The organism is Streptomyces coelicoflavus (genome assembly GCF_045041415.1).
In the GTDB taxonomy this organism is placed as follows: domain Bacteria; phylum Actinomycetota; class Actinomycetes; order Streptomycetales; family Streptomycetaceae; genus Streptomyces; species Streptomyces coelicoflavus.
In genome coordinates, this window is the sequence record NZ_CP108218.1 from 7,780,310 (window position 1) to 7,804,880 (window position 24,571).

Genomic DNA, 24,571 nt, shown 5'->3' on the forward strand with positions numbered 1-24,571 from the left:
GGGACCCACCGCCATGACACCCTCCCCCACCCGCAGAAGCCTCACCACCGCCCTCGCCGGCGCGGCCGCCATGGCGCTCCTCGCCGCGTGCGGCGGCGGCTCGTCCTCCGGCGGGTCCTCGGACAAGGTCCGCTTCGGCTACATCAACGACTTCAACGGCGCCAGCCTCATCGCCATCGCCGAGGCCAAGGGCCTGTGGAAGAAGCACGGGCTGTCTGCGGACGCCAAGGTCTTCACCAACGGGCCGCTCCAGATCCAGGCCCTCGGCACCGACAACCTCGACTTCGGCTACATAGGCCCCGGCGCCATGTGGCTTCCCGCCTCCGGCCAGGCGAAGGTCGTCGCCGTCAACACCCTCGGCAACTCCGACCGGGTCCTCGCCCAGCCGGGCATCACTTCGATGCAGCAGCTCAAGGGCAAGACCGTCGCCGTGCCCGAGGGCACCTCCGGCGACATGATCCTCACCCTCGCCCTGGAGAAGGCCGGGATGACCAAGGACGACCTGAAGGTCGTCCCCATGGACCCCTCCACCATCGTCTCCGCCTTCTCGTCCGGGCAGGTCGACGGCGCCGGCTTCTGGTACCCGGCCGCGGCGACGATCAAGAAGCAGGTTTCCGACCTGGTCGAACTCGCCAAGAACACCGACTTCGAGCAGGACGTCTCCTTCCCCACCGCGTTCGTCGCGGGCAACAAGGTGGTGGCGGACCAGCCGGAGAAGACCAAGAAGGTCCTCGCCGTGCTGCGCGAGGCCATGACGTTCCGCTCCGAGCACACCGACGAGGCGATCGAACTCACCGCCGCCAAGCTGAAGATCCCCGTCGACCAGGTGAAGGCGGACGCCGCCAACAACAAGGTGCTCGGCGTCGAGGAACTCGACAAGCTGACCGAGGACGGCACCGTCGTCAAGTGGCTGAAGGGCATGAACGACTACTTCGTCGACGCCGGCAAGCTGAAGAAGCCCGTCGACCCCGAGACCTACTACACCGGCGACCTCTTCACGGGAGCGGGCAAGTGACCCAAGCGAACCAGCCCGGCGCCGGCCCCGGCACCACCCGGCCCGGCACGCCCGGGAAGAACATCCTCTTCCTCATGACCGACCAGCACCGCACGGACACGCTCGGCGCCTACGGCAACCCGCTGGCCCACACCCCCGCACTCGACGAACTGGCCGCCACGGGAACCCGCTTCGACCGCTGGTACACCCCCACCGCGATCTGCACCCCGGCCCGCGCCAGTCTCCTGACCGGGCAGGCACCCTTCCGGCACAAGCTCCTCGCCAACCACGAACGCAACGTCGGCTACCTCGAGGACCTGGCCGAGGACCAGTTCGCCTTCTCCCGCGCACTGCGCGAACACGGCTACAACTGCGGCCTGTTCGGCAAGTGGCACACCGGCAACCGGCGCAACGCGGCCGACTACGGCTTCGACGGCCCCGACCTGCCCGGCTGGCACAACCCCGTCGACCACCCCGACTACCTCGCCTACCTCGACGAGCGCGGACTGCCCCCGTACGAGATCAGCGACCGGATCCGCGGCACCCTGCCCAACGGCGGCCCCGGCAACCTGCTCGCCGCACGACTGCACCAGCCGGTCGAGGCCACCTTCGAGTACTACCTGGCCACCCGCGCCATCGAGCAGCTGGAGCGGTACGCCGCCGACGCCCACGAGCGCGACCGGCCCTTCTTCCTGGCCCTGCACTTCTTCGGACCCCACCTGCCGTACATCCTCCCGGACGAGTACTTCGACCTGGTCGACCCGGCCGACGTCCAGCTGCCGCGATCGGTGTCCGAGACCTTCGAGGGCAAACCCCCCGTCCAGCGCAACTACAGCGCGCACTGGACCTTCGACACCATGCCCATCGAGACGACCCGCAAGCTCATCGCGGTCTACTGGGGCTACGTGGCCCTCATCGACCAGCAGATCGGCCGGGTCATGGACGCCATGGAACGGCTCGGCCTGGTGGACGACACCGCGGTGTTCTTCACCTGCGACCACGGAGAGTTCACCGGCTCCCACCGGCTGCACGACAAGGGCCCCGCGATGTACGAGGACATCTACCGCACACCCGGGCTGCTCCGCGTCCCCGGCGCGCCCGGTGGCCAGGTGCGCGACGAGTTCGTCAGCCTCCTCGACTGCACCGCCACCATCCTCGAACTGGCGGGCCTCGACCCGAAACCCGCCGTCGACTCACGCAGCCTGCTGCCCCTGGTGCGGGGCGAGCAGGTGGAGTGGGCCGAGGACATCGTCTGCGAGTTCCACGGCCACCACTTCCCCTACCCGCAACGCATGCTGCGCGAGGACCGGTACAAACTCGTCGTCAACCCCGACTCCGTCAACGAGCTGTACGACCTGCACACCGACCCGGACGAACTCCAGAACGTGTACGCCCACCCCGAGCAGGCGGAGGTCCGCGGCCGCATGATGCGCCGGCTGTACGACGTACTGCGCGAGCGCGGCGACAACTTCTACCACTGGATGACCTCGATGTACGACGTCGGCGAGGTGGGCCACGACCCGACCCTCAGCGGGCTCGACGAGTCCACGTACAAGGCGTAGCACCGACAAGTCCGCAGCCCGATTCGAGGACCCCATGACCCGCGCCCACCGCCCGTGCTGCGCCCCCACGACAGCACCCGTCGCCGCAGCCACCACGTACGCCTCGGCGCCGGAGCCCGCCACCCGTCCGCGCTCGACCCGCGGTCAGGTGCGCCTGCCGGGCGGTGGGTTCGCGATGGGGGACGCCTTCGGCGAGGGGTATCCGGCCGACGGCGAGACCCCCGTGCACGCGGTGCGTCTGAAACCCTTCCACATCGACGAGACGGCCGTCACCAACGCCCGGTTCGCCGCCTTCGTCAAAGCGACGGGCCACGTGACCGACGCCGAACGCTTCGGCTCCTCGGCGGTCTTCCACCTCGTGGTCGCCGCCCCCGGCGCCGACGTCCTCGGCAACGCCGCCGGTGCCCCCTGGTGGATCAACGTCCGGGGCGCCCACTGGCGCCGTCCCGAGGGCGCCCGTTCCGACATCACCGGCCGGCAGAACCACCCCGTCGTCCACGTCTCCTGGAACGATGCCACCGCCTACGCCCGGTGGGCCGGCAAGCGCCTGCCCACCGAGGCCGAGTGGGAATACGCGGCCCGCGGGGGACTGGCCGGCCGCCGCTACGCCTGGGGCGACGAACTGACCCCCGGCGGCCGGTGGCGCTGCAACATCTGGCAGGGCCGCTTCCCCCACGTCAACACGGCCGAGGACGGCCACCTCACCACCGCACCGGTCAAGTCCTACCGCCCCAACGGCCACGGACTGTGGAACACCGCGGGCAACGTGTGGGAATGGTGCGCCGACTGGTTCTCACCCACCTACTACGCCGACTCGCCGACCACGGACCCGCGCGGCCCCGCGACCGGGACCACCCGGGTCCTGCGCGGCGGCTCCTACCTGTGCCACGACTCCTACTGCAACCGCTACCGGGTTGCCGCCCGCTCCTCCAACACCCCGGACTCCTCGTCCGGCAACGTCGGCTTTCGCTGCGCCAATGACGAGGAGGGTGCCGAGCTCAGTGCTGGGTGAGGGTTTGGGGGTAGTCGGTGATGATGCCGTCGACGCCGAGGTTGGTCATTTTGCGGATGGCGCCGGGTTCGTCGACGGTCCAGACGTTGATGTCCATGCCGAGTTGGTGGATGCGGTCGACGAGGGTCTGGTCGGTGACGGTGTGCTGGGGGTTGATCTGGTCGGCCCATTGGCTGAGTTCGACGAGTTCGGTGTCGGTGGGGCGGTCGGCGTCGAGGATGCCGATGGGGATGTCGGGCTGGGCGGTGTGGAAGGTGTGGGCGTCGTCGGTCTGGAAGGACTGGACGGCGAGTCGGTTCCGGGCGAGGGCTTTGTGGACGTAGTGGGGTTTGGCGCGCAGTGTGTCGGCGAGGTCGGTGGCGATGGTGGTGCCGTATTGGCTGCAGGGGCTGATTTCGGCGAGGAGTCCGGTGCGGGTGTGCTGGATGTGGTGGATGACGTCGTCGAGGGTGATGATGCGTTCGTCTGCGTAGGTGTGGTGGAACCAGGTGCCGGCGTCGAGGCGGCTGAGTTCGTTCCAGGTGAAGTCGGAGACGCGGTAGTGGGGGCGGTCGGGGTAGAGGTCTTCGATGTTGGTGGTGCGTTCCATGGTGCAGTCGTGGAAGTTGACGAGTTTGCCGTCCTTGGTGCGTTGGACGTCGATTTCGACGTGGTCGGCGCGTTGGTGGACGGCGAGGTCGATGGCGGCGGCGGTGTTCTCGGGTGCCATGCCGGAGGAGCCGCGGTGGGCGATGACGTCGGGGCCGCCGGTCGCGGCCGTCGCGGACGTCGACGTCATCGCCAACGCCAGCCCACTCAACACGGCCACCACGACACCGGTGCGCCTCTTGCTCGCAAGCTTCACTTGAGCCTCCCGTGCTCGAACGACTCCCTGGAGGCTCCCGGACCGCGGTTACGGGAACCCTGCCACGGACTGGCGGGGCCGGGAGGGGCCGGTGGAGCGGAGCGTCGAACCGGTCATCGGAGGAGGAGGGGCCGATTGCGCGCAATCAGCCCCTCCCGCCCCACCCTTCACCTGCCGACGAGGCCCTGGGGCAGGAGCGACTGCGGGGAGGTGGCCGGATGCCCCACCTCCAGCGATCCGAGGAGACCGTCGAGGAGCCGGCCACCGGGAACGCCGGCGGACGGGTTGGGCACGGGAGCCGCCTCGGCGACGGGGGCGGAGACCAGCAGAGCGGTGGCCATGACGGAGACACAGGCGAGCTTCTTGATCATGTCCGTCCCAACGAAGGGAGGGCGTGGGGGGAAACGCCAACTGTGGGCCGACTGGACCAGTCGGGTTCACCCCACACCGCGCACCCCGCGTTGAGCACCCCGCACCCCGAACACGGCACCCCGGGTGAAGCCCGCTCACTCCGCCCCGCGCGGCCAGACGAACACCTCGGTACCGGGCCGGCGTTCGGAGAAGCAGACCGACGGCGAAACCTCCCTCAGCAGTCGGCGCAGGTCCGCCTCGAAGGCGGGGAGCCGGTCGCCGAACAGATGCGGAGCCGAGAACGACATCGAGAACACGCCCGCGACGACGTCGTCGCAGGTGCGCACCATCGCCTGCCCACCGGGCACGACATGGCGGTACGGCCCGGCGAACCCCGCCCCGGCCAGGATCGCGTGCTCACCGGCGGGCGTGCCGCACGGCAGCAGCCCCCGGCCGGCCCGGCGGACCGGTCCCAGATACCGCCTGACGAGCGCGTCGATCGCCGCCCGCGGGACCGGGGGATGAGGCAGCCCGTCGACGGTCCGGCTCTCTCCCTTGAGGTCGGAGATGTGCACCAGCGCCCCACCGGGCCGGAGCATGCGCCGTACGGTCGCCGCCACCCGCTCGCGGTCCATCCAGTGGAACGACTGGGCGAGGGCCGCGACGGTGAAGTCGCCGAGCCCCGCGGGCAGTTCCTCGGCACGCGCCCGCACCCACCGCACCTTGTCCGTCACCTCCAGCTCGGCGGCCTCGCGCGCCGCCTCGGCGAGCATCCCCGCGTCCGGATCCACCCCGACCACCTCGTCGAAGAGCCCCGCCAGACCGAGCGCGACCGTCCCCGGCCCGCACCCCAGGTCGAGGAGCCGGCCCCGGCCGTCCAGCTCCAGCACCTGGGCGAGTACGCGGGCCAGACCGGGCGCGTACGGGAGCCGCCCGCGCCGGTAGAAGGACGCGGTACCGGAGAACAGCGTCTCGTCCCACTCCCAGCCGTCGCCTCCCATGACCACCCGCCGCCTGACCGGTCCCGTACGTGTCCCCACCGAGCCCCATGATTCCACCGTGCAGCCGGTGCGCCCGTTCTGCGCCCTGCTCCGCCCGCGCACGGTCCCGCACACTCACAGGCATGGGGGACACCCGCGAACCGAACCTCTTCCCGGTGCCGGGACCGGACGGACACCGGCAGCCGGCCCCTGACGCGCCCCGCCCCTGGGAGAGCGTGGACCGGCGGCAGGCCGTCCGCGACGGCGCCACCGGACCGGAGCCGCCGGCCCGCCCCGTCTGCCCGCACTGCGGCCTGCCCGGAGAACGCCGCCCCACCTACACCGGCCAGCACGTCCTGCTCGAACCCCTGCTCACCGTGCCCGCCCACCTAGTCCCCGGCGGACACCGCTGGCACGTCGACCCGGGCGGGCAGGCCTGGAACGGCGGCCTGGACGAACCCCCGCCCGGCGCCACCTGCCGCGTCCCCCACCAGCTCACCTGCCCCGGCCTGTCCCTGGACGAGATCAGACCGTGGCGGTGGCTGGACGCGGTGCGCGAGGAGAACGCCCGGCGGGCGCTGCGGCAGACGGACGGCACGGGCCGCCCGGAGGCATTGCCCGACGCCGGATGAGCGCCCGGCCACGGTCGGTCGTTTGTGTGTGTGGGGCCTACGACGACTCGCGCACCACCAGCTCCGTCGGCAGCGTCATCTGCTGCCGGGGCGCACCGTGCTGCGTGATGTCGGTGAGGATGCGGGCCATGGTCCGGCCCAGTTCCTCCACCGGCTGGCGCACGGTCGTCAGCGGCGGGTTGGTGTGGCGGGCCAGGATGGAGTCCTCGAAGCCGACCACGGCGACATCGCCCGGCACCTGCCGCTTCCAGCGGCGCAGTTCGGCCAGGGCACCCACCGCCATGAGGTCGGACGCGGCGAAGACGGCGTCCAGGTCCGGGACACGTTCAAGAAGCGAACGCATGGCGCCCGCGCCGCCCTCCTCCGTGAAGTCACCCGCCTCGACGAGGAGTTCCCTCGCCGGAACGCCCGCCTCCGCGTGCGCGGCGCGCCAGCCGGCGAGCCTGCTGCGGCCGACGTCCATGTCCAGGGGGCCGGTGATCGTGGCGACCCGCCGCCGTCCGCTGCCCAGCAGATGCCGTACCGCGGCGGCGGCCCCGCCCGCGTTGTCGGAGTTGACGTAGCTCAGCCGTTCGCCCGCGTCGCGGCGGCCGGCGAGCACGGTGGGCAGGCCCATCTCCTCCAGCATGCCCGGCAGCCGGTCCTCGGCGTGCACCGAGACCAGCAGTACGCCGTCCACGCGGCGGGTCGCGACCGACTCGGTCAGCTGGTCCCGCTCGGCCTGGTCGCGGACCAGCATGAGCTGCAACTGGGTGCGGCTCTCGGCGAGGGCGCCGCTGACACCGCGGATGAGCGCGGCGAAGAACGGCTCCGAGCCGAGCCGGCTCTCCGACTCGGGGATCACCAGGGCCACGGCGTTGGTGCGGTTGGTCACCAGACCGCGGGCGACCGAGTTGGGAACGTAGTTCAGTTCCTTGATCGCCGCAAGCACCCTCTCCCGGGCATCGGCACTGACCAGCTCCGAGCCGTTGACGACCCGGGAGACCGTGGTGCGGCCCACGCCGGCGCGGGCGGCGACCGTTTTGATCGTTGGACGGCGGTTGCCGGTCATGAACTCCCCCCTCGGCGGCCGCGGCTGCGATGCCTGCCGCGGAGGTGACCTGCGGCAATTCTTGCAGACACGGAGCCCGGCGGAGCACCCCCCGGGTCCTGTGAGGCGAAGGCGGCGTGCGGGGCACCGCGCGAACTTGCGTTCAAGTCATTGACAGATCGGCCCGTTGCCACGAGTCTTCGTTGCGCCGGTGGGAACGTGCCCACCAAAATTGGGCACGTTCCCATACCGTGTTCGAACCGCTGTCTTTCATCGCTGTAGCCATCGCAGTAGTCATCGCAGCACTCGTCACTCCGATGTGTCAGCGCCGTCGCTAGGAGGAGATCCATGGGCACTCTCGGTTCGTTGCGCAGAAAGACGGTGGCGACGGCCGCGGCCGTCGGCGCGCTCGCGCTCGTCGTCGGCTGCAGCAGCGGTGACGACTCGGCCACCGGCGGTGGCAAGGAGGACGGCAAGGTCACCATCACCATGGGCATGTACGGGGTGATGGGCATCAAGGAGACCGGCCTTCTCGAGCAGTACGAGAAGGAGAACCCCAATGTCGACATCAAGGCCGAGATAGCCGGTGACGAGCAGACCTACTACACCGCCCTGCAGACCAGGCTCGCCGCGGGCAAGGGCCTGAAGGACATCCAGGGCATCGAGATCGGCCGGGCCAAGGAGATCACCGAGACCCAGGCGGACAAGTTCGCCGACTTCTCCGACGTGCCGGGCACCGACCACTTCCTGCCGTGGAAGGAGTCCCAGATCAGCACCAAGGACGGCAAGGTGCTGGGCCTGGGCACCGACATCGGACCGATGGCCGTCTGCTACCGCAAGGACTACTTCGAGAAGGCGGGCCTGCCCACCGACCGCGAAGAGGTCGCCAAGCTGTGGGCGGGCGACTGGAAGAAGTACGTCGAGGTCGGCCGCGACTTCAAGAAGGGCTTCAAGGGCGGTGACGTGGCCTACATGGACGCGGCCAGCGGCCTGTTCAACGCCATGGTCTACGGCTACCCCGAGCAGTACTACGACGAGAACGGCGAGCTGATCTACGACAGCAACCCGGCCGTCAAGGAGGCCTGGAACCTCTCCGCCGACGCGGCCGAGGACGGCCTGACGGCCAAGCTCCGCCAGTTCCAGCCGGGTTGGGACCCGGGCCTGGCCAACGGCACCTTCGCCACCGCGGTGTGCCCGGCGTGGATGCTCAGCCACATCAGTGAGAAGGCCGGCGACGCCAACAAGGGCAAGTGGGACGTCGCCAAGGCCCCCAAGGGCGCCAACTGGGGCGGCTCCTTCCTCGGTGTGGTCGAGCAGAGCCCGGTGAAGGAGGAGGCCAAGAAGCTCGTCGCCTGGCTGACCGCGCCCGAGCAGCAGGCCCACATCTTCAAGGAGATCGGCAACATCCCCTCCTCCCGCACGGCGCTGGACAGCCCCGAGGTGAAGAACGCCAAGTCCGAGTACTTCAGCGGCGCACCGATCGGCCAGATCTTCGGAGCGGCCGCCCAGGAGATCCCGGACAAGCAGGTCCTCGGCCGCAAGGACGGCACGATCAAGGACACCTTCTCCCAGGGCCTGGCCCTGATCGAGCAGGGCGACGCCACGCGTGACGAGGCGTGGAAGACCACCGGGGAGCGTATCGAGAAGGCCGTCGGCTGACTCTCCGCTCCCGAGGCCGGCCGGGCCCGCCCGCGTCCAGGAACAGGTCCTGGCCGGCGGGCCCGGCGCCCGGCTCACACATCCGCTTTCAGGAAGGAAGTCCGGTGGCCACCTCCACCACCAAGGCCCTGGCCGGGGGCGAGCCTCCGCGTCCGTCCCCCCGCAGCGGCGGCGGGGACACCCCCCGGCGGCGCGGCGCGCTCTGGCACCGGCTCGACATCAAGGGCGCCCCGTACGCGTTCGTCGCGCCGTTCTTCATCGTCTTCGCCGCGTTCAGCTTCTACCCCCTGATCTACACCTCGTGGATCTCCCTGCACGACGTGGAGCTGGCCACCCTCGATGTCATGGAGTGGGTGGCGTTCGACAACTACGTGGAGCTGTGGGGCGACTCGCGGTTCTGGAACGCGCTCCAGAACACGATCACCATCGGCGTCATCTCCACGGTGCCGCAGCTGATGATGGCGCTCGGCATGGCGCACCTGCTCAACTACCGGATGCGCGCCTCGCTGTTCTTCCGGGTCGCCTCCCTGGTCCCCTACGCCACCTCGGTCGCCGCGGCCGCCCTCGTCTTCACCATGATCTTCGAGCGCGACTTCGGCATGATCAACTGGGCGCTCGGTTCGGTCGGGATCGACCCGGTGGACTGGGAGGCCGACAAGTGGCCCGCCCAGATCGCCATCTCCACCATCGTCATCTGGCGCTGGACCGGTTACAACGCGCTGCTCTACCTGGCCGCGATGCAGGCCATCCCCGCCGACCGCTACGAGGCGGCCTCCCTCGACGGTGCCTCCCGGTGGCAGCAGTTCATCCACGTCACCGTGCCCGGGATCCGCTCCACCATCGTCTTCACCATCGTGCTCTCCACGATCGGCGCCACCCAGCTCTTCGGCGAGCCGCTGATCTTCGGCCAGGGGCCCAACGGCGTCACCGGCGGCGCGGACAACCAGTACCAGACGCTGGGCCTGCTGCTGTACGAGGAGGGCTGGAAGAACTACCAGATGGGCCGCTCCGCGACCGTCGCCTGGGCGATGTTCATGCTGCTGGTCCTCGTCTTCGTCGTGCAGCGCGTCGTCAAGCGCCTGCGCTCCCGTACGTCCTGACCTGGAGCCGTCATGACCACCCAAAGTCTCCCGGCCCGGACCGACGCCCCGGCCCGGACCCCCGCCGTGAAGGCGAGCGGCCGCGGCGGCCGCCGGCTACTGCGCCAGCGCGCCGGCCGCCAGCACCACGCCGGCCCCCTCGCCTACGTGCTGCTCGCCATCATGGCGATCCTGTCGATCTTCCCGCTGTACTGGACGATGGTGGCCGCGTCCACCGACAACACCCGGGTCAGCCAGACCCCGCCCCCGTTCCTGCCCGGCCCGAACCTGTTCAGCAACCTCGCCCGGGCCTGGGACGAGGCGGCGATGGGCAAGGCGATGGTCAACAGCCTCATCGTGGCCGGGGTGATCGCCCTGTCCACGGTGCTGTTCGCGACCCTCGCCGGGTTCGCCTTCGCCAAGCTGCGGTTCAAGGGACGCAACGCCCTGCTCATGCTGGTGATCGGCACCATGATGGTGCCGCCGCAGCTCGCCGTCGTACCGCTGTTCATGATGATGGCCGACCTCGGCTGGTCGCAGCAGCTGCCGGCCGTCATCTTTCCGACGCTGGTGAGCGCGGTCGGCGTGTTCTTCATGCGGCAGTACCTGACGGAGGCGCTGCCCGACGAACTGGTCGAGGCCGGCCGCGTGGACGGGGCGCACTCGCTCAGGATCTTCTTCAGCATCGTGCTGCCCATCGCGCGGCCCGCGATGGCCGTCCTGTTCATGATCACGTTCGTGCACGCGTGGAACGACTTCTTCTGGCCGTTCGTGGTCCTCGACATGACCAACCCGACGGTCCCCGTCGCGCTCACCCAGCTCAGCGCGGGCTACGTCCGCGACCAGTCGCTGATCATGGCCGGCGCGCTGCTCGGCACCCTGCCGCTGCTGGCGATGTTCATCGTCTTCGGCCGCCAGATCGTCAGCGGCATCATGGCCGGCGCCGTCAAGGGCTGATCCACCGCCGTGCGGCCCGGCCCCGCGCCGTCCGGGCCGCACACCACCCCCTCGGGCGCGCGCCCCGCGCACACACCCACCACTGAAAGGACTTACGTGGTCACCGCAGCACAGCAGACCGCGTCCGCCCCGGACGCCGCCCGCACCTTCCCCAAGGGCTTCCTCTGGGGCTCCGCGACCGCCTCCTACCAGATCGAGGGGGCCGCCGCGGAGGACGGCCGCACTCCGTCGATCTGGGACACCTATGCCCGCACCCCCGGCCGGGTCCGCAACGGCGACACCGGTGACGTCGCCACCGATCACTACCACCGCCGGCGCGAGGACGTCGCCCTCATGGCCGAACTCGGCCTGGACGCCTACCGGTTCTCCCTCGCCTGGCCCCGCGTCCAGCCCACCGGCCGCGGCCCCGCCGTGCAGAAGGGCCTGGACTTCTACCGGCGGCTGGTGGACGAGCTGCTGGAGAAGGGCATCCAGCCCGTCGCCACCCTCTACCACTGGGACCTGCCCCAGGAGCTGGAGGACGCCGGCGGCTGGCCCGAGCGCGCCACGGCCGAGCGGTTCGCCGAGTACGCGGCGCTCGCCGCCGACGCCCTCGGCGACCGGGTGAAGACCTGGACCACGCTCAACGAGCCCTGGTGCAGTTCCTTCCTCGGGTACGGCTCCGGTGTGCACGCCCCCGGCCGCACCGACCCGGTCGCCGCGCTGCGCGCCGCCCACCACCTCAACCTGGCGCACGGCCTCGCCGTCCAGGCGCTGCGGGACCGCGTCCGCGCCGACGCCCAGGTCTCCGTCACCCTCAACATCCACCACGTCCGCCCGCTCACCGGCAGCGAGGGCGACGCCGACGCGGCCCGCCGGATCGACGCGCTCGCCAACCGCGTCTTCACCGGCCCCATGCTGAACGGCGCCTACCCGGAGGACCTCCTCAAGGACACCGCCGAGCTGACCGACTGGTCCTTCGTCCAGGACGGCGACCTGCGCCAGGCCCACCAGCCGCTGGACTTCCTCGGCGTCAACTACTACACGCCCACCGTCGTCTCCGAGACCGACGGCAGTGGCGCCCACACGTCCGACGGGCACGGCAACAGCTCCCACAGCCCGTGGCCGGGCGCCGACCGGGTCGCCTTCCACCAGCCGCCCGGCGACACCACCGCCATGGGCTGGGCCGTCGACCCCACCGGCCTGTACGACCTCCTGCGGCGGCTGTCCGCGGACTTCCCGAGGCTGCCGCTGGTCATCACCGAGAACGGCGCCGCCTTCGACGACTACGCCGATCCCGAGGGCCAGGTCAACGACCCGGGCCGGATCGCCTACGTCCGCGGTCACCTGGCCGCCGTCCACCAGGCCATCCTCGACGGCTCGGACGTGCGCGGCTACTTCCTGTGGTCGCTGCTGGACAACTTCGAGTGGGCCCACGGCTACAGCAAGCGCTTCGGCGCGGTCTACGTCGACTACCCGACCGGCACCCGCATCCCCAAGGCGAGCGCCCGCTGGTACTCCGAGGTCGCCCGCACCGGCGTACTGCCCGGCGCCTGACCGGGCCGGTGCGGTGCGCACCAGCCGCCCCGCGAGGCGTGCCGCACCCCGGATCCGCCCCCGCCCTCCGCGCAAGCGGCGAGCGGGGGCGGACCCATGTCCGCCGCCGGTCAGTCGAACGGGGCGAGGGTGAGCCGGGCCTCGGCCGGACTGCCGTCGTGCACCAGCGACTCGTGGTTGCCGACGTCGTCGAAGGCGAACGCGTACGCCTTCCCGTCGGCCATGCGCTCGTGGATGATCCGGGCGTAGTGGTTGGTCACCGGGTCCCGGTAGAAGTCCGCCGCCGAGGGGTCGGGCTGGTTGGGATTGCTCAGCAGCGTCGAGCGGTTGAAGCCGGCGCACAGTGTGCGGGAGATCGGGCCGCGCACCTGGTCGTTGGGCGCGTCGAGGAGCCGGTGGCAGCCGAAGACACTGGAGGCGTCCGGCTTCTGGAAGCTGGTGACGACCGCGCCGGAGGTGTTGGTGAAGTTCATGACGTTGCCCGAGACCCGCCCGAAGTACTTGGTGTCGGGACGGTCCCCGAAGGGCGCGACCGTGAGCGTGGTCGTCGTGTACTTCTGCCAGACCCGGTTGATGTAGTCGTCCATGACCGACGCGGGCAGCGCCCCGGTCTCCACCCCGTACAGCGGTGCGAGCGCCCGCAGCACGGTGCCGTCCGGCCGGGTCTGGATCAGCCCGCCCCAGCCCGGCTGCGCCCGCAGCGCGTCGAACACCCCGCGGTAGCCACCGGCCTTGAGCTGTCCGGCGCTGGTCACGCCGCCGTCGGCGCGCTGTACGCCGACCGTGTAGGGCGCGGAGAACATGTCGACCTGGGTGCTGTTCAGCCACAGCCCGCCGTCGTTGAGCGTGTACTCGGACCAGTTGAAGAGGATGTCGCGGTTGGGGTCGCTCGGGTTCTGCACGGCGGGCTGCACCAGGCCGCCCGTGGTCAGCCGGAAGTCCAGCTTCTGGCCGTACGAGAAGTAGATGCGTCCGGACAGCTTCGGGATCCGGATGGTCTTGGTCTGTCCGGCGGCCGGTCCGGGGATGGACGCGTCCGGTGCGGGGGTGGGGGGATTGCCGCCGGCGGGCCAGGCGTGGAAGGTGCCGTTCTCGTCCGCCCAGCCCTGCTGACCGGTCGTCAGCGAGGTGCCCAGGTTGTAGATGTGGACGGCGTCGCCGCGGGCGGAGTTGTTGGTGATCTTCAGGGGGATGGTGGCGGGCACCGCGGCGTGCGCGGGCGGTGCGGCGCCGAACGTGAGCAGGGCGCCGGTCAGGCCTGCGGCCGCGGCCAGGGCGAGCAGACGGTGTCTGAGTCGGGAGAGCACTCTCCACCTCCGTGCGGGTGTGGGGGAATTGGTCCGTACCGATTCTGAGAGCGCTCTCAGCGTTGCGCCCGGGCGCGTTCATGTCAATGAGGAGCGCAGGCGAGACGTTCCGCCGCCTGTCGAACGAGGACCGACTCGGGGCTGCCGTCGCCTCCCGGCGCCGATGGCCGGACGCCTTCCACCTGCCGGTGGGCCGCCCCGTCACCCGCACGGTCTACCGCGACGCGGCGCACCCGTCCCGGCTCGTGCTGCCGTTCACCACGGCCCGGCCACCGCGTAGTGCCGGACCCCTGCGGCGCCCCGCCGCTCCGCCCCGGGCCACAGACAGTCCAGGACCGAGGCGGACGGCGGGAACAGCGCCGACGGGACGGCCTCGCGGGCGAACCACGCCCAGCGCTCGATCTTGTCGGGCTCGGTCACCCGGGGCGCACCGGCCGCGCGCTCGGTGACGGCCGCGGCGGTCACCCGGGTCAGCCCGCCCACGCCGTCGACGAGCACCGCCAGCACCCGCACGTCACCGGCGGCCGCCACGAGCCCGGTCTCCTCCGCCAGCTCCCGGACGGCGGCCGTCTCGAAGTACTCACCCGCGTCGACCTTGCCGCCGGGCAGCTCCCAGCGTCCGTCGTGACCGAGCCCCAGCAGCACCCGCCCGTCGGGGTCGAGGACGGCGAGGCCGACACCGGTGAGGCTCTGCGCGCTGGGACGGACACGTTCGGGGCGTTCGGCGCGCGGTGCGGAATCTTTCATCGGGTCATTCCACACCGCGACGGCGCTCGGAAGCCAGCGGGGGCACGAGTCCGGCGGGCACCGTCCGGCAACGTCGGCTTTCGCTGCGCCAATGACGAGGAGGGTGCCGAGCTCAGTGCTGGGTGAGGGTTTGGGGGTAGTCGGTGATGATGCCGTCGACGCCGAGGTTGGTCATTTTGCGGATGGCGCCGGGTTCGTCGACGGTCCAGACGTTGATGTCCATGCCGAGTTGGTGGATGCGGTCGACGAGGGTCTGGTCGGTGACGGTGTGCTGGGGGTTGATCTGGTCGGCCCATTGGCTGAGTTCGACGAGTTCGGTGTCGGTGGGGCGGTCGGCGTCGAGGATGCCGATGGGGATGTCGGGCTGGGCGGTGTGGAAGGTGTGGGCGTCGTCGGTCTGGAAGGACTGGACGGCGAGTCGGTTCCGGGCGAGGGCTTTGTGGACGTAGTGGGGTTTGGCGCGCAGTGTGTCGGCGAGGTCGGTGGCGATGGTGGTGCCGTATTGGCTGCAGGGGCTGATTTCGGCGAGGAGTCCGGTGCGGGTGTGCTGGATGTGGTGGATGACGTCGTCGAGGGTGATGATGCGTTCGTCTGCGTAGGTGTGGTGGAACCAGGTGCCGGCGTCGAGGCGGCTGAGTTCGTTCCAGGTGAAGTCGGAGACGCGGTAGTGGGGGCGGTCGGGGTAGAGGTCTTCGATGTTGGTGGTGCGTTCCATGGTGCAGTCGTGGAAGTTGATGAGTTTGCCGTCCTTGGTGCGTTGGACGTCGATTTCGACGTGGTCGGCGCGTTGGTGGACGGCGAGGTCGATGGCGGCGGCGGTGTTCTCGGGTGCCATGCCGGAGGAGCCGCGGTGGGCGATGACGTCGGGGCCGTCGGTCGCGGCCGTCGCGGACGTCGACGTCATCGCCAACGCCAGCCCACTCAACACGGCCACCACGACACCGGCGGCTCTGCCGCCCACGCGCCTCACCGCCGCGCCCCGGACGCGGCCGGTGCCGGCGGCACCGGTGCGGGCAGGGCGTCGAGCACCGCGGCGGCCCGTGCCACGGGGTCGCCCGAGGGCTCGACGGGATAGTCGTCGTGCCGCTGGTTCCAGGCGTTCTCGAGCGAGAACCAGTCGATGGCGGCCGGCGGCCGTCCGGTGACCAGCGCGGTGTCGAGGGAGTCGAGGTACGTCGTCCAGCGCATCGCGTAGAAGTCGGAGACCAGCCCGGACCACTCCCGGTTGGCGTAGTCCCGCAGGCCGCCCGCGTCGCTGCCGGAACGGTGGCCCCAGGTGGTGAGGAGGGAACGGGCGTCGAACTCGGCGGCGTCCCTCTCCGTCGCGGTGCGTCCCCAGGACCTGGCGTCCGCCAGCCACGGGCCCAGCAGGAAACGGGAGTCGGTGGCGAGCAGCCGGTCGAGCAGGTCCAGATCGTCCTTCCACTCGGCGGCCCCCGCACGGAACTGGGACAGATCCCCGGCGTCGTAGGCGGCCTTGATCTCCGGCAGCAGGGAGCGGCTGCGGTTCGCCAGCGCCTGCCGGGCGACGTCGACCAGGTCGAAGCGGTAGGCGTCGGTCGTCCGCAGCGCCGGTGCGACCTTCAGCAGCTCGGCCAGCGCCGCGCGCACCGTGTCCGGGTCGTAGCGCATGGCGCCGGGACTCCAGCTGGCCGCCGAGGTGGCCGTCAGCCGGGGACGGGCGGTGAACAGGCTGTCCTGCGCCTCGCTCCAGGTGCCGGACGGCATGCTGTACGGGCCGGTGCGCAGCAGTTCCCAGGCCCGGGCCGCGTGCGGATCCGGCCGGCCGTAGCGGCGTTCCGCGTATGCGGCGAACCAGCCGGAGTGGTCCACCGGTTCCGTGCGCCAGGCGAGTTCGGTGAACAACTCGTAGGCGACCGGATTGCCGCCCGTGCCCTCCGGCAGGTAAGCGATGCCCGCGAGCGCGCTGCCGGGCTCGGTGCGCCACCGGTCGAAACGCTCCGCCCACACCGCGGTGTTGGCGCCGACGGTGGTGTGACCGCCGAAGTTGGGGATCGTGCCGAACGCGTAGGGCGCGCCGTGCCAGGCGGTCTCGCGATCGAGGCCGTCGTAGCGGTCGGACAGACCGTCGACGATGAGCAGTCTGCTCTTGTCGACGGCGTCGATGATCTGCGTCGAGGGGTTGTTCTGCCAGCCGATCAGGGTCCACACGGCGCCGGGGCGGGCGGTCTGGAGCGCGTTCATCACAGCCCGGGCGGCGTCCCCGACGGGGACGTTCCCTGGCCGACCGCCCTCGTGCAGCAGGTCCATCTTGTACATCGTGGAGTCGCCGAACAGCTCACGCTGATGGCGGTAGAACGAGGCGGCGACCCTGGAGAACACCCCGGTGCGCGGGTCCAGCCAGTCGGGCCGTTCGAAGCCGACCCACTGACCCTGCGGGACCACCGTTCCCCCGGGGTTGCGTGCCGTGAAGCCCGCGGGCACGGTGCCGTAGTAGCCGGGCAGTACGGGCGTCATGCCGAGCTCGCGCAGCCGGTTCGCGATCCTGCGGCCGAGTGCCGCGCGCTCCTCGATCAGCCGCTCGGAGACGGGGCCGGCGAAGCCGGACATGTTCTGCATCAGCCACCACGGCTGGTGCGCCGGACCGGGGATCCAGGACCGGAGTTCCTTCTTCGAGTAGCCGAACTCCTGGAGCGTCTCGTAGTAGACGGCGTCGGCGCCCATCTGGACGAAGACCTCGTTCACCCCGTGCAGGGCGAGGAGATCGATCTGCTTCTCGTAGGAGGTCCAGTCGCGGTAGGCGCCGGAGTAGCCGTCGTCGGTGTCGTTGAGCGCGAAGCGGTGGGGCACGGAGGCGTGCCGGCGAACGGTGCCCTCGGGTGCGGGCAGGACGCGCGGCAGCTTCGCCGTGCTGCGTCCCGGCCAGCCGAGGTCCACCTTGGCCGTGTACTTGAGGTACCAGTTGACCCCGCTGAGGATCGCGGCGGGACTGGTCCCCCGCACCCGCACGTGGCCGGCGCGGCCGGAGACGCCGAACCAGTCGCCGGAGGCGGGGCGGCGCACCGGAACCAGCGTGAACTGAGTGACGTGCCGGGGCAGCAGCCGGGTGAGCGCCGCTCTGGCGGAGTGCGTCGAGAAGCCCGGTCCGCGCGGCGCGGAATCCGCCGCGGGGGAGGGGGCGGGGGTGAGCGTGGTGGTGAGAAGGGCGAAGGCGACGGCCGCGCAGACGGCGGCCCAGGGTCTGAGGCTTCTCACGGTCACCTCTGCGAAGTGGTTGACGGGGTGCTGGTGAATATGGGGGCGGGCGGGCAGCCGGTCAAGGGCGCCTCGCCGTGCGCAGGTGGGTCTTCGGCCATCACCGGCGGGCCGGTGGAGTGGGCCGCGGCCGGTCTCGATGGGAGGTTCCACACGTACCGGCATGCCTTGGGCAGAGGTGGTGCTGCACATTCGTTCCGCATATGCGCGAATGGCTGGCCAAAGGATCGCCGGAGGTAGGGGACGTGCCGGGTGGTCTTCGGTGGGTGCCGGGTCCTCCGCCGTGCGAGTTCCGCCATTCGGGTCCATCCTTGAAGCCGGGCCACGAAGCCCACAGACCGACCCACCGGGAGGTCCTGTGATTCTGCTCGCGCTGCTCCTGCCAGTCGTGATGATGGCCTTCCTCTTCGGCGCCGACGCGCTCGAAGACCTGATCTTTCCGCCCCCGGAGGGCCCGGCGGCCCCGGGCGAGGATGCTCCGGGCGCCGACACCGCCCGCACGACCCCCCTCTGATACGGGAGGGGGGCCGTGTCCGGCGCCGGGGTCCGTCAGCCGTCGCTCGTGGTGACCTTCACCTCGTCGACCACCAGCTGCTGCGGGAAGGTGGTCGAACCGTCGGGGTCGCCCGGCCAGTAGCCGCCCACCGCGAGGTTCAGGATGAGGAAGAAGGGCTTGTCGAAGACCCACTCCTTGCCGCCCAGGTCGGCCGGCGTGCGGGTCTGGTAGACGTTGCCGTCGACCGACCAGGTGATGCTGTCCGGCGCCCAGTCCACCGCGAAGGTGTGGAAGGCGTCGGCGAACGCCTCGCCGTTCGGCAGCGTGTAACCCGCGCCGATGCCGCCCGAGCCGGAGTAGCCGGGGCCGTGGATGGTGCCGTGGACCGTCGACGGTTCGAAGCCGACGTTCTCCATGACGTCGATCTCGCCCGAACCGGGCCAGCCGACCTCGCCGATGTCCTGGCCGAGCATCCAGAACGCGGGCCAGATGCCCTGCCCGCGCGGGATCTTCATCCGGGCCTCGACGTGCCCGTAGGTCGCGGTGAACTTTCCGGAGGTGTTCAGCCGCGCGGAGGTGTACTCGCACGTGCCGTACCAGCACTGGTAGTTGCCCGGGTTCTCGCGGCGGGCCTCGATCACCAGGTTGCCCCGGCCGTCGAGCTTCGCGTTGTCCGTGCCGGGCGTGTAGTACTGCCGCTCGTGGTTGTCGACGTTGTCGCCGGTCTCGAGCTGCCACTTCGCTGCGTCGACGCCGGATCCGGCGGGTCCGTCGAAGGTGTCCGAGAACGTCACCGCCTGCGCGGCCGCCGGCCGGAGTTCCGCCTGTGCGGGGGTCACCGCGGCGGCCGCGACGAGGGTGGCGGACAGAGCGGCGAGCAGGCAACCGCGGAGCAGTCGTGGGGAGGCCATGTCTCTCCGTTTCGTGGGCCCGCTCCCACGAGGGGGGAGCGGGCACCGGGGTGGGGGAGGGTGGTGCGGTCCGGGCCGGGTGGGGCCGGCCGGGGCCGGTCAGCCGAAGGACTCCAGCGTGATCGCCGCGTCCTTGGGGTCGCCGTCGTGCACCAGCGACTCGTGGTTGCCGACGTCGTCGAAGGCGAAGGCGTACGCCTGGCCGTCCCGCATCTGCGCGTGGACGAGGCGGGCGTAGTGGTTGGTGACGTCGTCCTGGTAGAAGCCGGAGGCGTCGGCATCGGGCTGCTCGGAGTTGGTGAGCAGCGTGGACCGGTTGTACGCGGCGCACAGGGTCCGCGAGATGGGGCCGCGCACCTGGTCGTTGGGGGCGGCCAGCTTGTTGTAGCAGCCGAAGACCGAGTCGGAGTCCGGCTTCTCGAAGGAGGTCACCACCGCGCCGCTGCCGTCGGTGAAGTCCATCCTGTCGCCGTTGACCCTGCCGTGGAACTTGGTGTCGGGCTGGTCCTTGAACGGCGTCACCGTCAGCGTGTCGGTGGCGTACTTGCTCCAGACCCGGTCGATGTAGTCGTCCATCACGCCGGCCGGCAGGTCGCCGGAGCCGATGCCGTGCCCGGGCGCCAGGACGCGCAGCGGCGAGCCGTCGCCGCGCGTCTGGACCAGCCCCTCCCAGCCGCCGCCCTGCCGTGTGAGACCGTCGGCGACCGCCTTGTACCCGCCGGGCTTCAGCGAACCCGTCTGCTTCGTGGAGCCGTCACCCGCGGTCAGACCGACGGAGTAGGGCGCCGAGAACATGTCCACCTGGGTGGAGTTGATCCACAGACCGGAGTCGTTGAGCGTGTACTCGGTCCAGTTGAACAGCGTGTCGTGGTTGGGGTCGGCGGCGTTCTGGACGGCGGGCTGCACGAGGCCGCCCTCGGCGAGCCGGAAGTCGAGCTTCTTGCCGTACGAGAAGTAGACCCGGCCCGAGAACTTCGGAAGCTGAACGGTCTTTGACCCGCCGTTTGCGGGCCCCGCGAACGAGGCGTCGGGGGCGGGGACCGGCGGAGCGCCACCGGCCGGCCAGGCGTGGAAGGTCCCGCTCTCGTCGGCGTACCCCTGCTTCCCGGAAGCGAGTTCGGTGCCGATCACGTAGACGTAGACCTGCTCGGCGTTGCCCGAGTCGTTCTTCAGGGTGAGCGGGATGGTGTCCGGTACCGCCGAAGCCGGTTCGGCCGGGCCGCCGACGACGGCGATGGCGCCGATCGACGCCGCGACGGCCAGGGACGCCGTCAGCTTGCGTGGGGAAAGCACACGGTCCTCCTTGGTGTGGGGGACTTGCAGCGTTGTAGTCCTTCCCTGGGCATGTCAACTAGTTGAACGAGATCAATCGGAAGAAGGCCCTCCAGGTTCGGAAGGTGAAGCGGAGGGGTATCCCGCGTTTCCGTGTGCCGTGCGTGAGCGGGGCGTCGCGGTGCGCTCATTGACATGTCCGCCGTCAATTACGATCCTGGGGACCTGTCTCCTTCCATCGATGTACACCACGCCCCGTCACGCCCCGTGGAAGCGGAGGGACATGCCGCCCCTGCCTGGAAGCGCGCCGAACGGTACCGGGAAGTTCTCCCGCCGTCTGCGCGGCGCCGTCGCCGCCCTGCTGTGCGGCGCGCTGACCGCGCTCCTGCTCCTGGTGTCCTCCGCCGGTCCCGCGCAGGCGGACCGGACCGGCATGCGGGCCGCCGACCCGAGTGTGATCCGGGTCGGCGGCACCTACGTCTCGGTGCAGTCCACCGGGGGCGGCATCGCCGTGCGCCGGGCCTCCTCCCCGGCCGCGCTGGCGTCGGCGCCCGCCCGGCAGGTCTGGACGGACACCCGCGGCTACGGCGAGGTGTGGGCCCCCGAGATCGTGCGGGACGGCGGCCGCTACTACATCTACTTCTCGGCCGGTCGCGGGGCGGCCCACCGGATGTACGTCATCGGCTCCGCCACCGCGGACAGCGGGTACACGGCCGAGACGAAGCTGGCGCTGCCCGGCGACAAGTGGGCCATCGACGGCACCCTGTTCACCTTCGAGGGGCAGCGGTGGTTCGTCTGGTCGGGCTGGGCCGGCGACACCAACGTCGAACAGAACCTCTACATCGCGCGGATGAGCAGCCCGACCACGCCGACCGGCGCGCGGTACGTCATCTCGCAGCCCCGCGAGAGCTGGGAAAGGGTGGTCGGCAACCCGTTCGTCAACGAGGGCCCCGAGCCGGTCAAGGACCCGAACGGGCAACTGCACATCGCGTACTCCGCCAACGGCAGCTGGAGCGACCAGTACTGCCTGGCCGACCTGAGACTGCGGGCCGGCGGCGACCCGACGTACGTGTGGGACTGGTACAAGTCCAACGGCTGCCTGTTCGGCTCGCACCGCGCCACGATGATGGCCGGCTGGGACCCCACCCTGTACGTCGACGGGCCAGGCCACCACAGCTTCGTCCTGCTGGACGGCGACATCGCCACGAGCCCGCCCGCCGGCCCCAGGTTCCCCCTGATGTTCCACGCCGTCGCGAAGGGGACGCCGTACGCGTGGGAGAACCGCTACTGGTACACCGGCACCTTCTGCTGGTGGGGCGGAACCACCTACAGCCGCGCCAACGTGCCCGGCCCCGCCAGTGACACCGGCTGGAGCCTCAAGTTTTTCGAGTAGCGCACCGCCCGGGCACGCGTCCCGTCAGGGGGCCAGGGACCAGCGCGGCGGCACCCCGGCGAGCCCGCAGACCAGGAAGTACAGGGGGATGGGCGCGGTGTAGGGCGAGTCGCCGTCGGGGCCGTGGACCAGGCGCGCACCGGTCGGCCGGTCGGCGGGCCGCGCCCGCGTCCAGGAAGGGTCGCCGACGACGTAGGAGGTGCCGGACGGCCACGCCATCCCGATGTCGGAGCCGGACGGGACGATCCACCACCAGCGGGCCCCGTCGGCGAACACGCAGCCGGCGCGCGGCAGTCGGGCCAGGATGCGCTCCCCGTCGGACACGGAGGTGCCGACGGCGTCGTGCCCCAGCCCGGCGCGCAGTCCGGGGGGAAGACGGAGTGGGGCGGGGCCGGGACCGCGCCGGCGGGGCGGGCGGGCGGCGGCGCCGGAGAGGCGGGAGCGGTCGCGGACGGCGGCCGCGGACGGACGTGGATCGCGGGTGTACTGCGGGTCCATGGGGGGTGTGTCCTTTGGCCGCGACGGACGGCAGGAGAACGTTGTCATGCGCGAGGGGCCGTGAGGCGGGGAGGTGTCCGCAACGGGGCGGTCCTGGTCGTCGGTCGAGAAGTGCAGGGGGCGGTGAAGTCACTGTGTCACCCGTCAACAACCATCCGCAACCGCCAAGTTGAAAATTGCAGGCGTCTGGAGGCATGCTCCTGCGGCGGGGTGACGCCCGTGACAGACTGGTGTGTCCGCTCCCGCGCGCGGGACGGTGAAAGGGAGACGGTGTGACCGCGGAGACCGACTGGGGCGGCGCACCCTCCGTGCTGCGGATGATCCTCGGCAGACAGCTGGAGGAGCTGCGCACCCGTGCCGGTCTCACGTTCGAGCAGGCCGGTGAGGCGATCGGGGTGAGCCACTCCACGATCCGTCGGCTCGAGGCGGCGAAGGTGGCCCGGCTGCGCCTTCCGGACGTGGAGAAACTGCTCCAGATCTACGGCGTGCGCGACCAGCAGGAGATCGACACCTTCCTGAAGTCGGCGCGGGAGGCGAACAAGCGGGGCTGGTGGCACACCTACCGCGACGTCATGCCGGACTGGTTCGCGGCCTACCTGAGCCTGGAGCAGGCGGCCCTGCACATCCGCGCCTACGAGTCCGGGTTCGTGCACGGCCTGCTGCAGACCCCGGCCTACGCGCGGGCCCTGCTGAGTGCGGGCAACCCGCACGCCTCCTCCGCGGCCACCGAGCGGCGGGTGGCCCTGCGCATGCGGCGCCAGGAGATCCTCACCCGTTCCGCCCCGCCCCGACTGTGGGTCGTCATGGACGAAACGGTCCTGCGCTGGCCGGTCGGCGGCGCCGAGGTGATGCGCCGGCAGGTGGATCATCTGATCGAGGTGGGCAGGATGCCCCACGTGACCCTCCAGATCATGCCCTTCGCGGGCGGCCCCCACCCGGCCATGCGCGCCGGTGCGTTCGACCTGTTCAGATTCCGGGCGCCCGAACTCCCCGACATCGTCTACCTCGGTGGGCTCGTGGGCGCCGTCTACCTGGACAAGGGCGACGACGTGGTGGTCTACCGCGAGGCCCTGGACCGCCTCGGCGCCCAGGCGGTGCCGGCCCGGGGCACCGAGGAACTCCTCGGCGCGCTCCGCAAGGAGCTGTGACCGGGGGAGCACGACGGGGGCACGACCGAGAGTCCACTCGTACCGCACGACCCGACGGAGAGGGGCGGACGTTGTCCGACAGCGGATGGCCGGCCGACCGGATCGACACCGAGCACGCGCACTCGGCCCGGATCTACGACTACATCCTGGGAGGGAAGGACTACTACCCCGCCGACCGCGAGGCGGGCGACGCGATGGCCCGGGAATGGCCCGCACTGCCCGTCCACATGCGTGCCAACCGGGACTGGATGAACCGCGCGGTGCGGTGGCTGGCCGAGGAGGCGGGGATCCGTCAGTTCCTCGACATCGGCACCGGCATCCCCACCTCGCCCAACCTGCACGAGATAGCGCAGTCGGTGGCCCCCGACTCGCGGGTGGTCTACGTGGACAACGACCCGATCGTCCTCACCCTGTCGCAGGGGCTGCTGTCCAGCACCCCCGAGGGCCGCACGACGTACATCGAGGCGGACTTCCAGCACCCGGAAGCGGTCCTCGAGTCCGAAGAGTTCCGCAGGACGCTGGACCTGACCGAGCCCGTCGCGCTCACCGTGATCGCGATCGTGCACTTCGTCCTGGACGAGGACGACGCGGTCGGCATCGTCCGCCGCCTCCTGGAGCCCCTGCCCGCGGGGAGCCACCTGGCCATGACCATCGGCACCGCCGAGTTCGCCCCCGAGGAGGTGGGCCGGGTCGCACGCGAGTACGCGGCCCGCGACATGCCGATGCGGCTGCGGACCGTCGAGGAGGCCCACGAGTTCTTCGAGGGCCTGGAGCTGGCCGAACCCGGCATCGTCCAGGTGCACAAGTGGCATCCCGACGGCACGGGGGAGCAGGGCATCCGGGACGAGGACATCGCGATGTACGGAGCGGTGGCCCGCAAGCCCTGACGGTCGCGGACCGTGGCGGTGGTGGTACGTGGCGGTCGCGGTACGCAACGGTCGCAGCCG

Annotated in this window: 23 protein-coding genes; 12 read left to right on the plus strand and 11 right to left on the minus strand. The window is 70.8% G+C overall.

Annotated features, from left to right (window positions below):
- The first annotated feature begins 13 nt into the window (after window positions 1–13).
- The 3 genes from OHA99_RS35080 to OHA99_RS35090 are packed head-to-tail and all read left to right on the plus strand — an operon-like array spanning window position 14 to window position 3,568.
- Window positions 14–1,015: an aliphatic sulfonate ABC transporter substrate-binding protein gene (locus OHA99_RS35080; RefSeq protein ID WP_405698758.1), complete on the plus strand. Its 1,002-nt coding sequence runs from the start codon at window positions 14–16 to the stop codon at window positions 1,013–1,015.
- Entirely contained in the window at window positions 1,012–2,556 is a 1,545-nt protein-coding gene (locus OHA99_RS35085) for a sulfatase-like hydrolase/transferase (protein WP_405698759.1), read from the plus strand. Before OHA99_RS35080 ends, OHA99_RS35085 begins: the two co-directional genes overlap by 4 nt.
- A 34-nt stretch (window positions 2,557–2,590) precedes the next feature.
- Window positions 2,591–3,568, plus strand: coding sequence for a formylglycine-generating enzyme family protein (locus OHA99_RS35090; protein WP_405698760.1), 978 nt, complete (start codon window positions 2,591–2,593; stop codon window positions 3,566–3,568).
- Here the strand turns inward: OHA99_RS35090 and OHA99_RS35095 are convergent.
- From OHA99_RS35095 to OHA99_RS35105, 3 genes are all read right to left on the minus strand, one after another.
- Window positions 3,555–4,412: a glycerophosphodiester phosphodiesterase gene (locus tag OHA99_RS35095; protein ID WP_405698762.1), complete on the minus strand. Its 858-nt coding sequence runs from the start codon at window positions 4,410–4,412 to the stop codon at window positions 3,555–3,557. The genes OHA99_RS35090 and OHA99_RS35095 overlap by 14 nt on opposite strands.
- A 167-nt stretch (window positions 4,413–4,579) precedes the next feature.
- Window positions 4,580–4,783 (minus strand): hypothetical protein, encoded by a 204-nt coding sequence (locus tag OHA99_RS35100; RefSeq protein ID WP_153181443.1) that lies wholly within the window; start codon window positions 4,781–4,783, stop codon window positions 4,580–4,582.
- A gap of 135 nt (window positions 4,784–4,918) precedes the next feature.
- Window positions 4,919–5,764 (minus strand): class I SAM-dependent methyltransferase, encoded by an 846-nt coding sequence (locus OHA99_RS35105; RefSeq protein ID WP_405699049.1) that lies wholly within the window; start codon window positions 5,762–5,764, stop codon window positions 4,919–4,921.
- Window positions 5,765–5,886: 122 nt separating this feature from the next.
- Between OHA99_RS35105 and OHA99_RS35110 the strand changes: the two genes are divergently transcribed.
- Entirely contained in the window at window positions 5,887–6,375 is a 489-nt protein-coding gene (locus tag OHA99_RS35110) for a DUF6083 domain-containing protein (protein ID WP_405698763.1), read from the plus strand.
- Window positions 6,376–6,412: 37 nt separating this feature from the next.
- On the opposite strand, the gene OHA99_RS35115 is transcribed toward OHA99_RS35110, so the two are convergent.
- Window positions 6,413–7,426 carry a LacI family DNA-binding transcriptional regulator gene (locus OHA99_RS35115; RefSeq protein WP_153181445.1) on the minus strand — a complete coding sequence of 338 codons (1,014 nt, stop codon included), beginning with the start codon at window positions 7,424–7,426 and terminating at the stop codon, window positions 6,413–6,415.
- Window positions 7,427–7,753: 327 nt separating this feature from the next.
- On the opposite strand from OHA99_RS35115, the gene OHA99_RS35120 reads away from it, so the two are divergent.
- The 4 genes from OHA99_RS35120 to OHA99_RS35135 all read left to right on the plus strand — a co-directional run bounded on the left by OHA99_RS35120 (window position 7,754) and on the right by OHA99_RS35135 (window position 12,636).
- The gene (locus tag OHA99_RS35120; protein WP_153181446.1) at window positions 7,754–9,064 is read left to right on the plus strand and encodes an ABC transporter substrate-binding protein; all 1,311 of its coding nucleotides are present in this window, start codon (window positions 7,754–7,756) and stop codon (window positions 9,062–9,064) included.
- Between the two features lie 104 nt (window positions 9,065–9,168).
- Window positions 9,169–10,164 (plus strand): carbohydrate ABC transporter permease, encoded by a 996-nt coding sequence (locus OHA99_RS35125; protein WP_153181447.1) that lies wholly within the window; start codon window positions 9,169–9,171, stop codon window positions 10,162–10,164.
- A gap of 12 nt (window positions 10,165–10,176) precedes the next feature.
- Window positions 10,177–11,100 carry a carbohydrate ABC transporter permease gene (locus tag OHA99_RS35130; protein WP_153181448.1) on the plus strand — a complete coding sequence of 308 codons (924 nt, stop codon included), beginning with the start codon at window positions 10,177–10,179 and terminating at the stop codon, window positions 11,098–11,100.
- A gap of 96 nt (window positions 11,101–11,196) precedes the next feature.
- Window positions 11,197–12,636 carry a GH1 family beta-glucosidase gene (locus tag OHA99_RS35135; protein WP_153181449.1) on the plus strand — a complete coding sequence of 480 codons (1,440 nt, stop codon included), beginning with the start codon at window positions 11,197–11,199 and terminating at the stop codon, window positions 12,634–12,636.
- A gap of 110 nt (window positions 12,637–12,746) precedes the next feature.
- Here the strand turns inward: OHA99_RS35135 and OHA99_RS35140 are convergent, their stop codons facing one another.
- The 4 genes from OHA99_RS35140 to OHA99_RS35155 form a co-directional block, all read right to left on the minus strand.
- Window positions 12,747–13,943, minus strand: a complete 1,197-nt coding sequence (locus OHA99_RS35140) for a glycoside hydrolase family 64 protein (protein WP_405698765.1) — start codon at window positions 13,941–13,943, stop codon at window positions 12,747–12,749.
- Between the two features lie 255 nt (window positions 13,944–14,198).
- Window positions 14,199–14,690 carry an NUDIX hydrolase gene (locus OHA99_RS35145; protein WP_381608524.1) on the minus strand — a complete coding sequence of 164 codons (492 nt, stop codon included), beginning with the start codon at window positions 14,688–14,690 and terminating at the stop codon, window positions 14,199–14,201.
- A gap of 112 nt (window positions 14,691–14,802) precedes the next feature.
- On the minus strand, window positions 14,803–15,651 hold the full coding sequence (locus OHA99_RS35150; RefSeq protein WP_405698767.1) for a glycerophosphodiester phosphodiesterase: 849 nt from the start codon (window positions 15,649–15,651) through the stop codon (window positions 14,803–14,805).
- A gap of 5 nt (window positions 15,652–15,656) precedes the next feature.
- Entirely contained in the window at window positions 15,657–17,906 is a 2,250-nt protein-coding gene (locus OHA99_RS35155; protein ID WP_405698769.1) for an alpha-N-acetylglucosaminidase, read from the minus strand.
- Window positions 17,907–18,264: 358 nt separating this feature from the next.
- On the opposite strand from OHA99_RS35155, the gene OHA99_RS35160 reads away from it, so the two are divergent.
- The gene (locus OHA99_RS35160) at window positions 18,265–18,420 is read left to right on the plus strand and encodes a hypothetical protein (RefSeq protein WP_381497690.1); all 156 of its coding nucleotides are present in this window, start codon (window positions 18,265–18,267) and stop codon (window positions 18,418–18,420) included.
- Between the two features lie 35 nt (window positions 18,421–18,455).
- Here OHA99_RS35160 and OHA99_RS35165 read toward each other — a convergent pair whose 3' ends face one another.
- Both OHA99_RS35165 and OHA99_RS35170 read right to left on the minus strand, forming a co-directional pair.
- A complete protein-coding gene (locus OHA99_RS35165; protein WP_153181455.1) occupies window positions 18,456–19,313 on the minus strand; it encodes a family 16 glycosylhydrolase in 858 nt (285 codons plus the stop codon).
- Window positions 19,314–19,412: 99 nt separating this feature from the next.
- Window positions 19,413–20,606, minus strand: coding sequence for a glycoside hydrolase family 64 protein (locus OHA99_RS35170; protein ID WP_405698771.1), 1,194 nt, complete (start codon window positions 20,604–20,606; stop codon window positions 19,413–19,415).
- A 262-nt stretch (window positions 20,607–20,868) separates the two neighbouring features.
- Here OHA99_RS35170 and OHA99_RS35175 point away from each other — a divergent pair, with 262 nt between their 5' ends.
- Window positions 20,869–21,978: a glycoside hydrolase family 43 protein gene (locus OHA99_RS35175; protein WP_282881393.1), complete on the plus strand. Its 1,110-nt coding sequence runs from the start codon at window positions 20,869–20,871 to the stop codon at window positions 21,976–21,978.
- 24 nt (window positions 21,979–22,002) lie between these two features.
- On the opposite strand, the gene OHA99_RS35180 is transcribed toward OHA99_RS35175, so the two are convergent.
- Window positions 22,003–22,476 (minus strand): hypothetical protein, encoded by a 474-nt coding sequence (locus OHA99_RS35180; RefSeq protein ID WP_153181458.1) that lies wholly within the window; start codon window positions 22,474–22,476, stop codon window positions 22,003–22,005.
- A gap of 272 nt (window positions 22,477–22,748) precedes the next feature.
- On the opposite strand from OHA99_RS35180, the gene OHA99_RS35185 reads away from it, so the two are divergent.
- Together OHA99_RS35185 and OHA99_RS35190 are read left to right on the plus strand one after the other, a co-directional pair.
- Window positions 22,749–23,624 (plus strand): helix-turn-helix transcriptional regulator, encoded by an 876-nt coding sequence (locus tag OHA99_RS35185; RefSeq protein ID WP_153181459.1) that lies wholly within the window; start codon window positions 22,749–22,751, stop codon window positions 23,622–23,624.
- A 71-nt stretch (window positions 23,625–23,695) separates the two neighbouring features.
- Window positions 23,696–24,511 carry an SAM-dependent methyltransferase gene (locus OHA99_RS35190; protein ID WP_165686989.1) on the plus strand — a complete coding sequence of 272 codons (816 nt, stop codon included), beginning with the start codon at window positions 23,696–23,698 and terminating at the stop codon, window positions 24,509–24,511.
- Window positions 24,512–24,571: the final 60 nt, after the last annotated feature.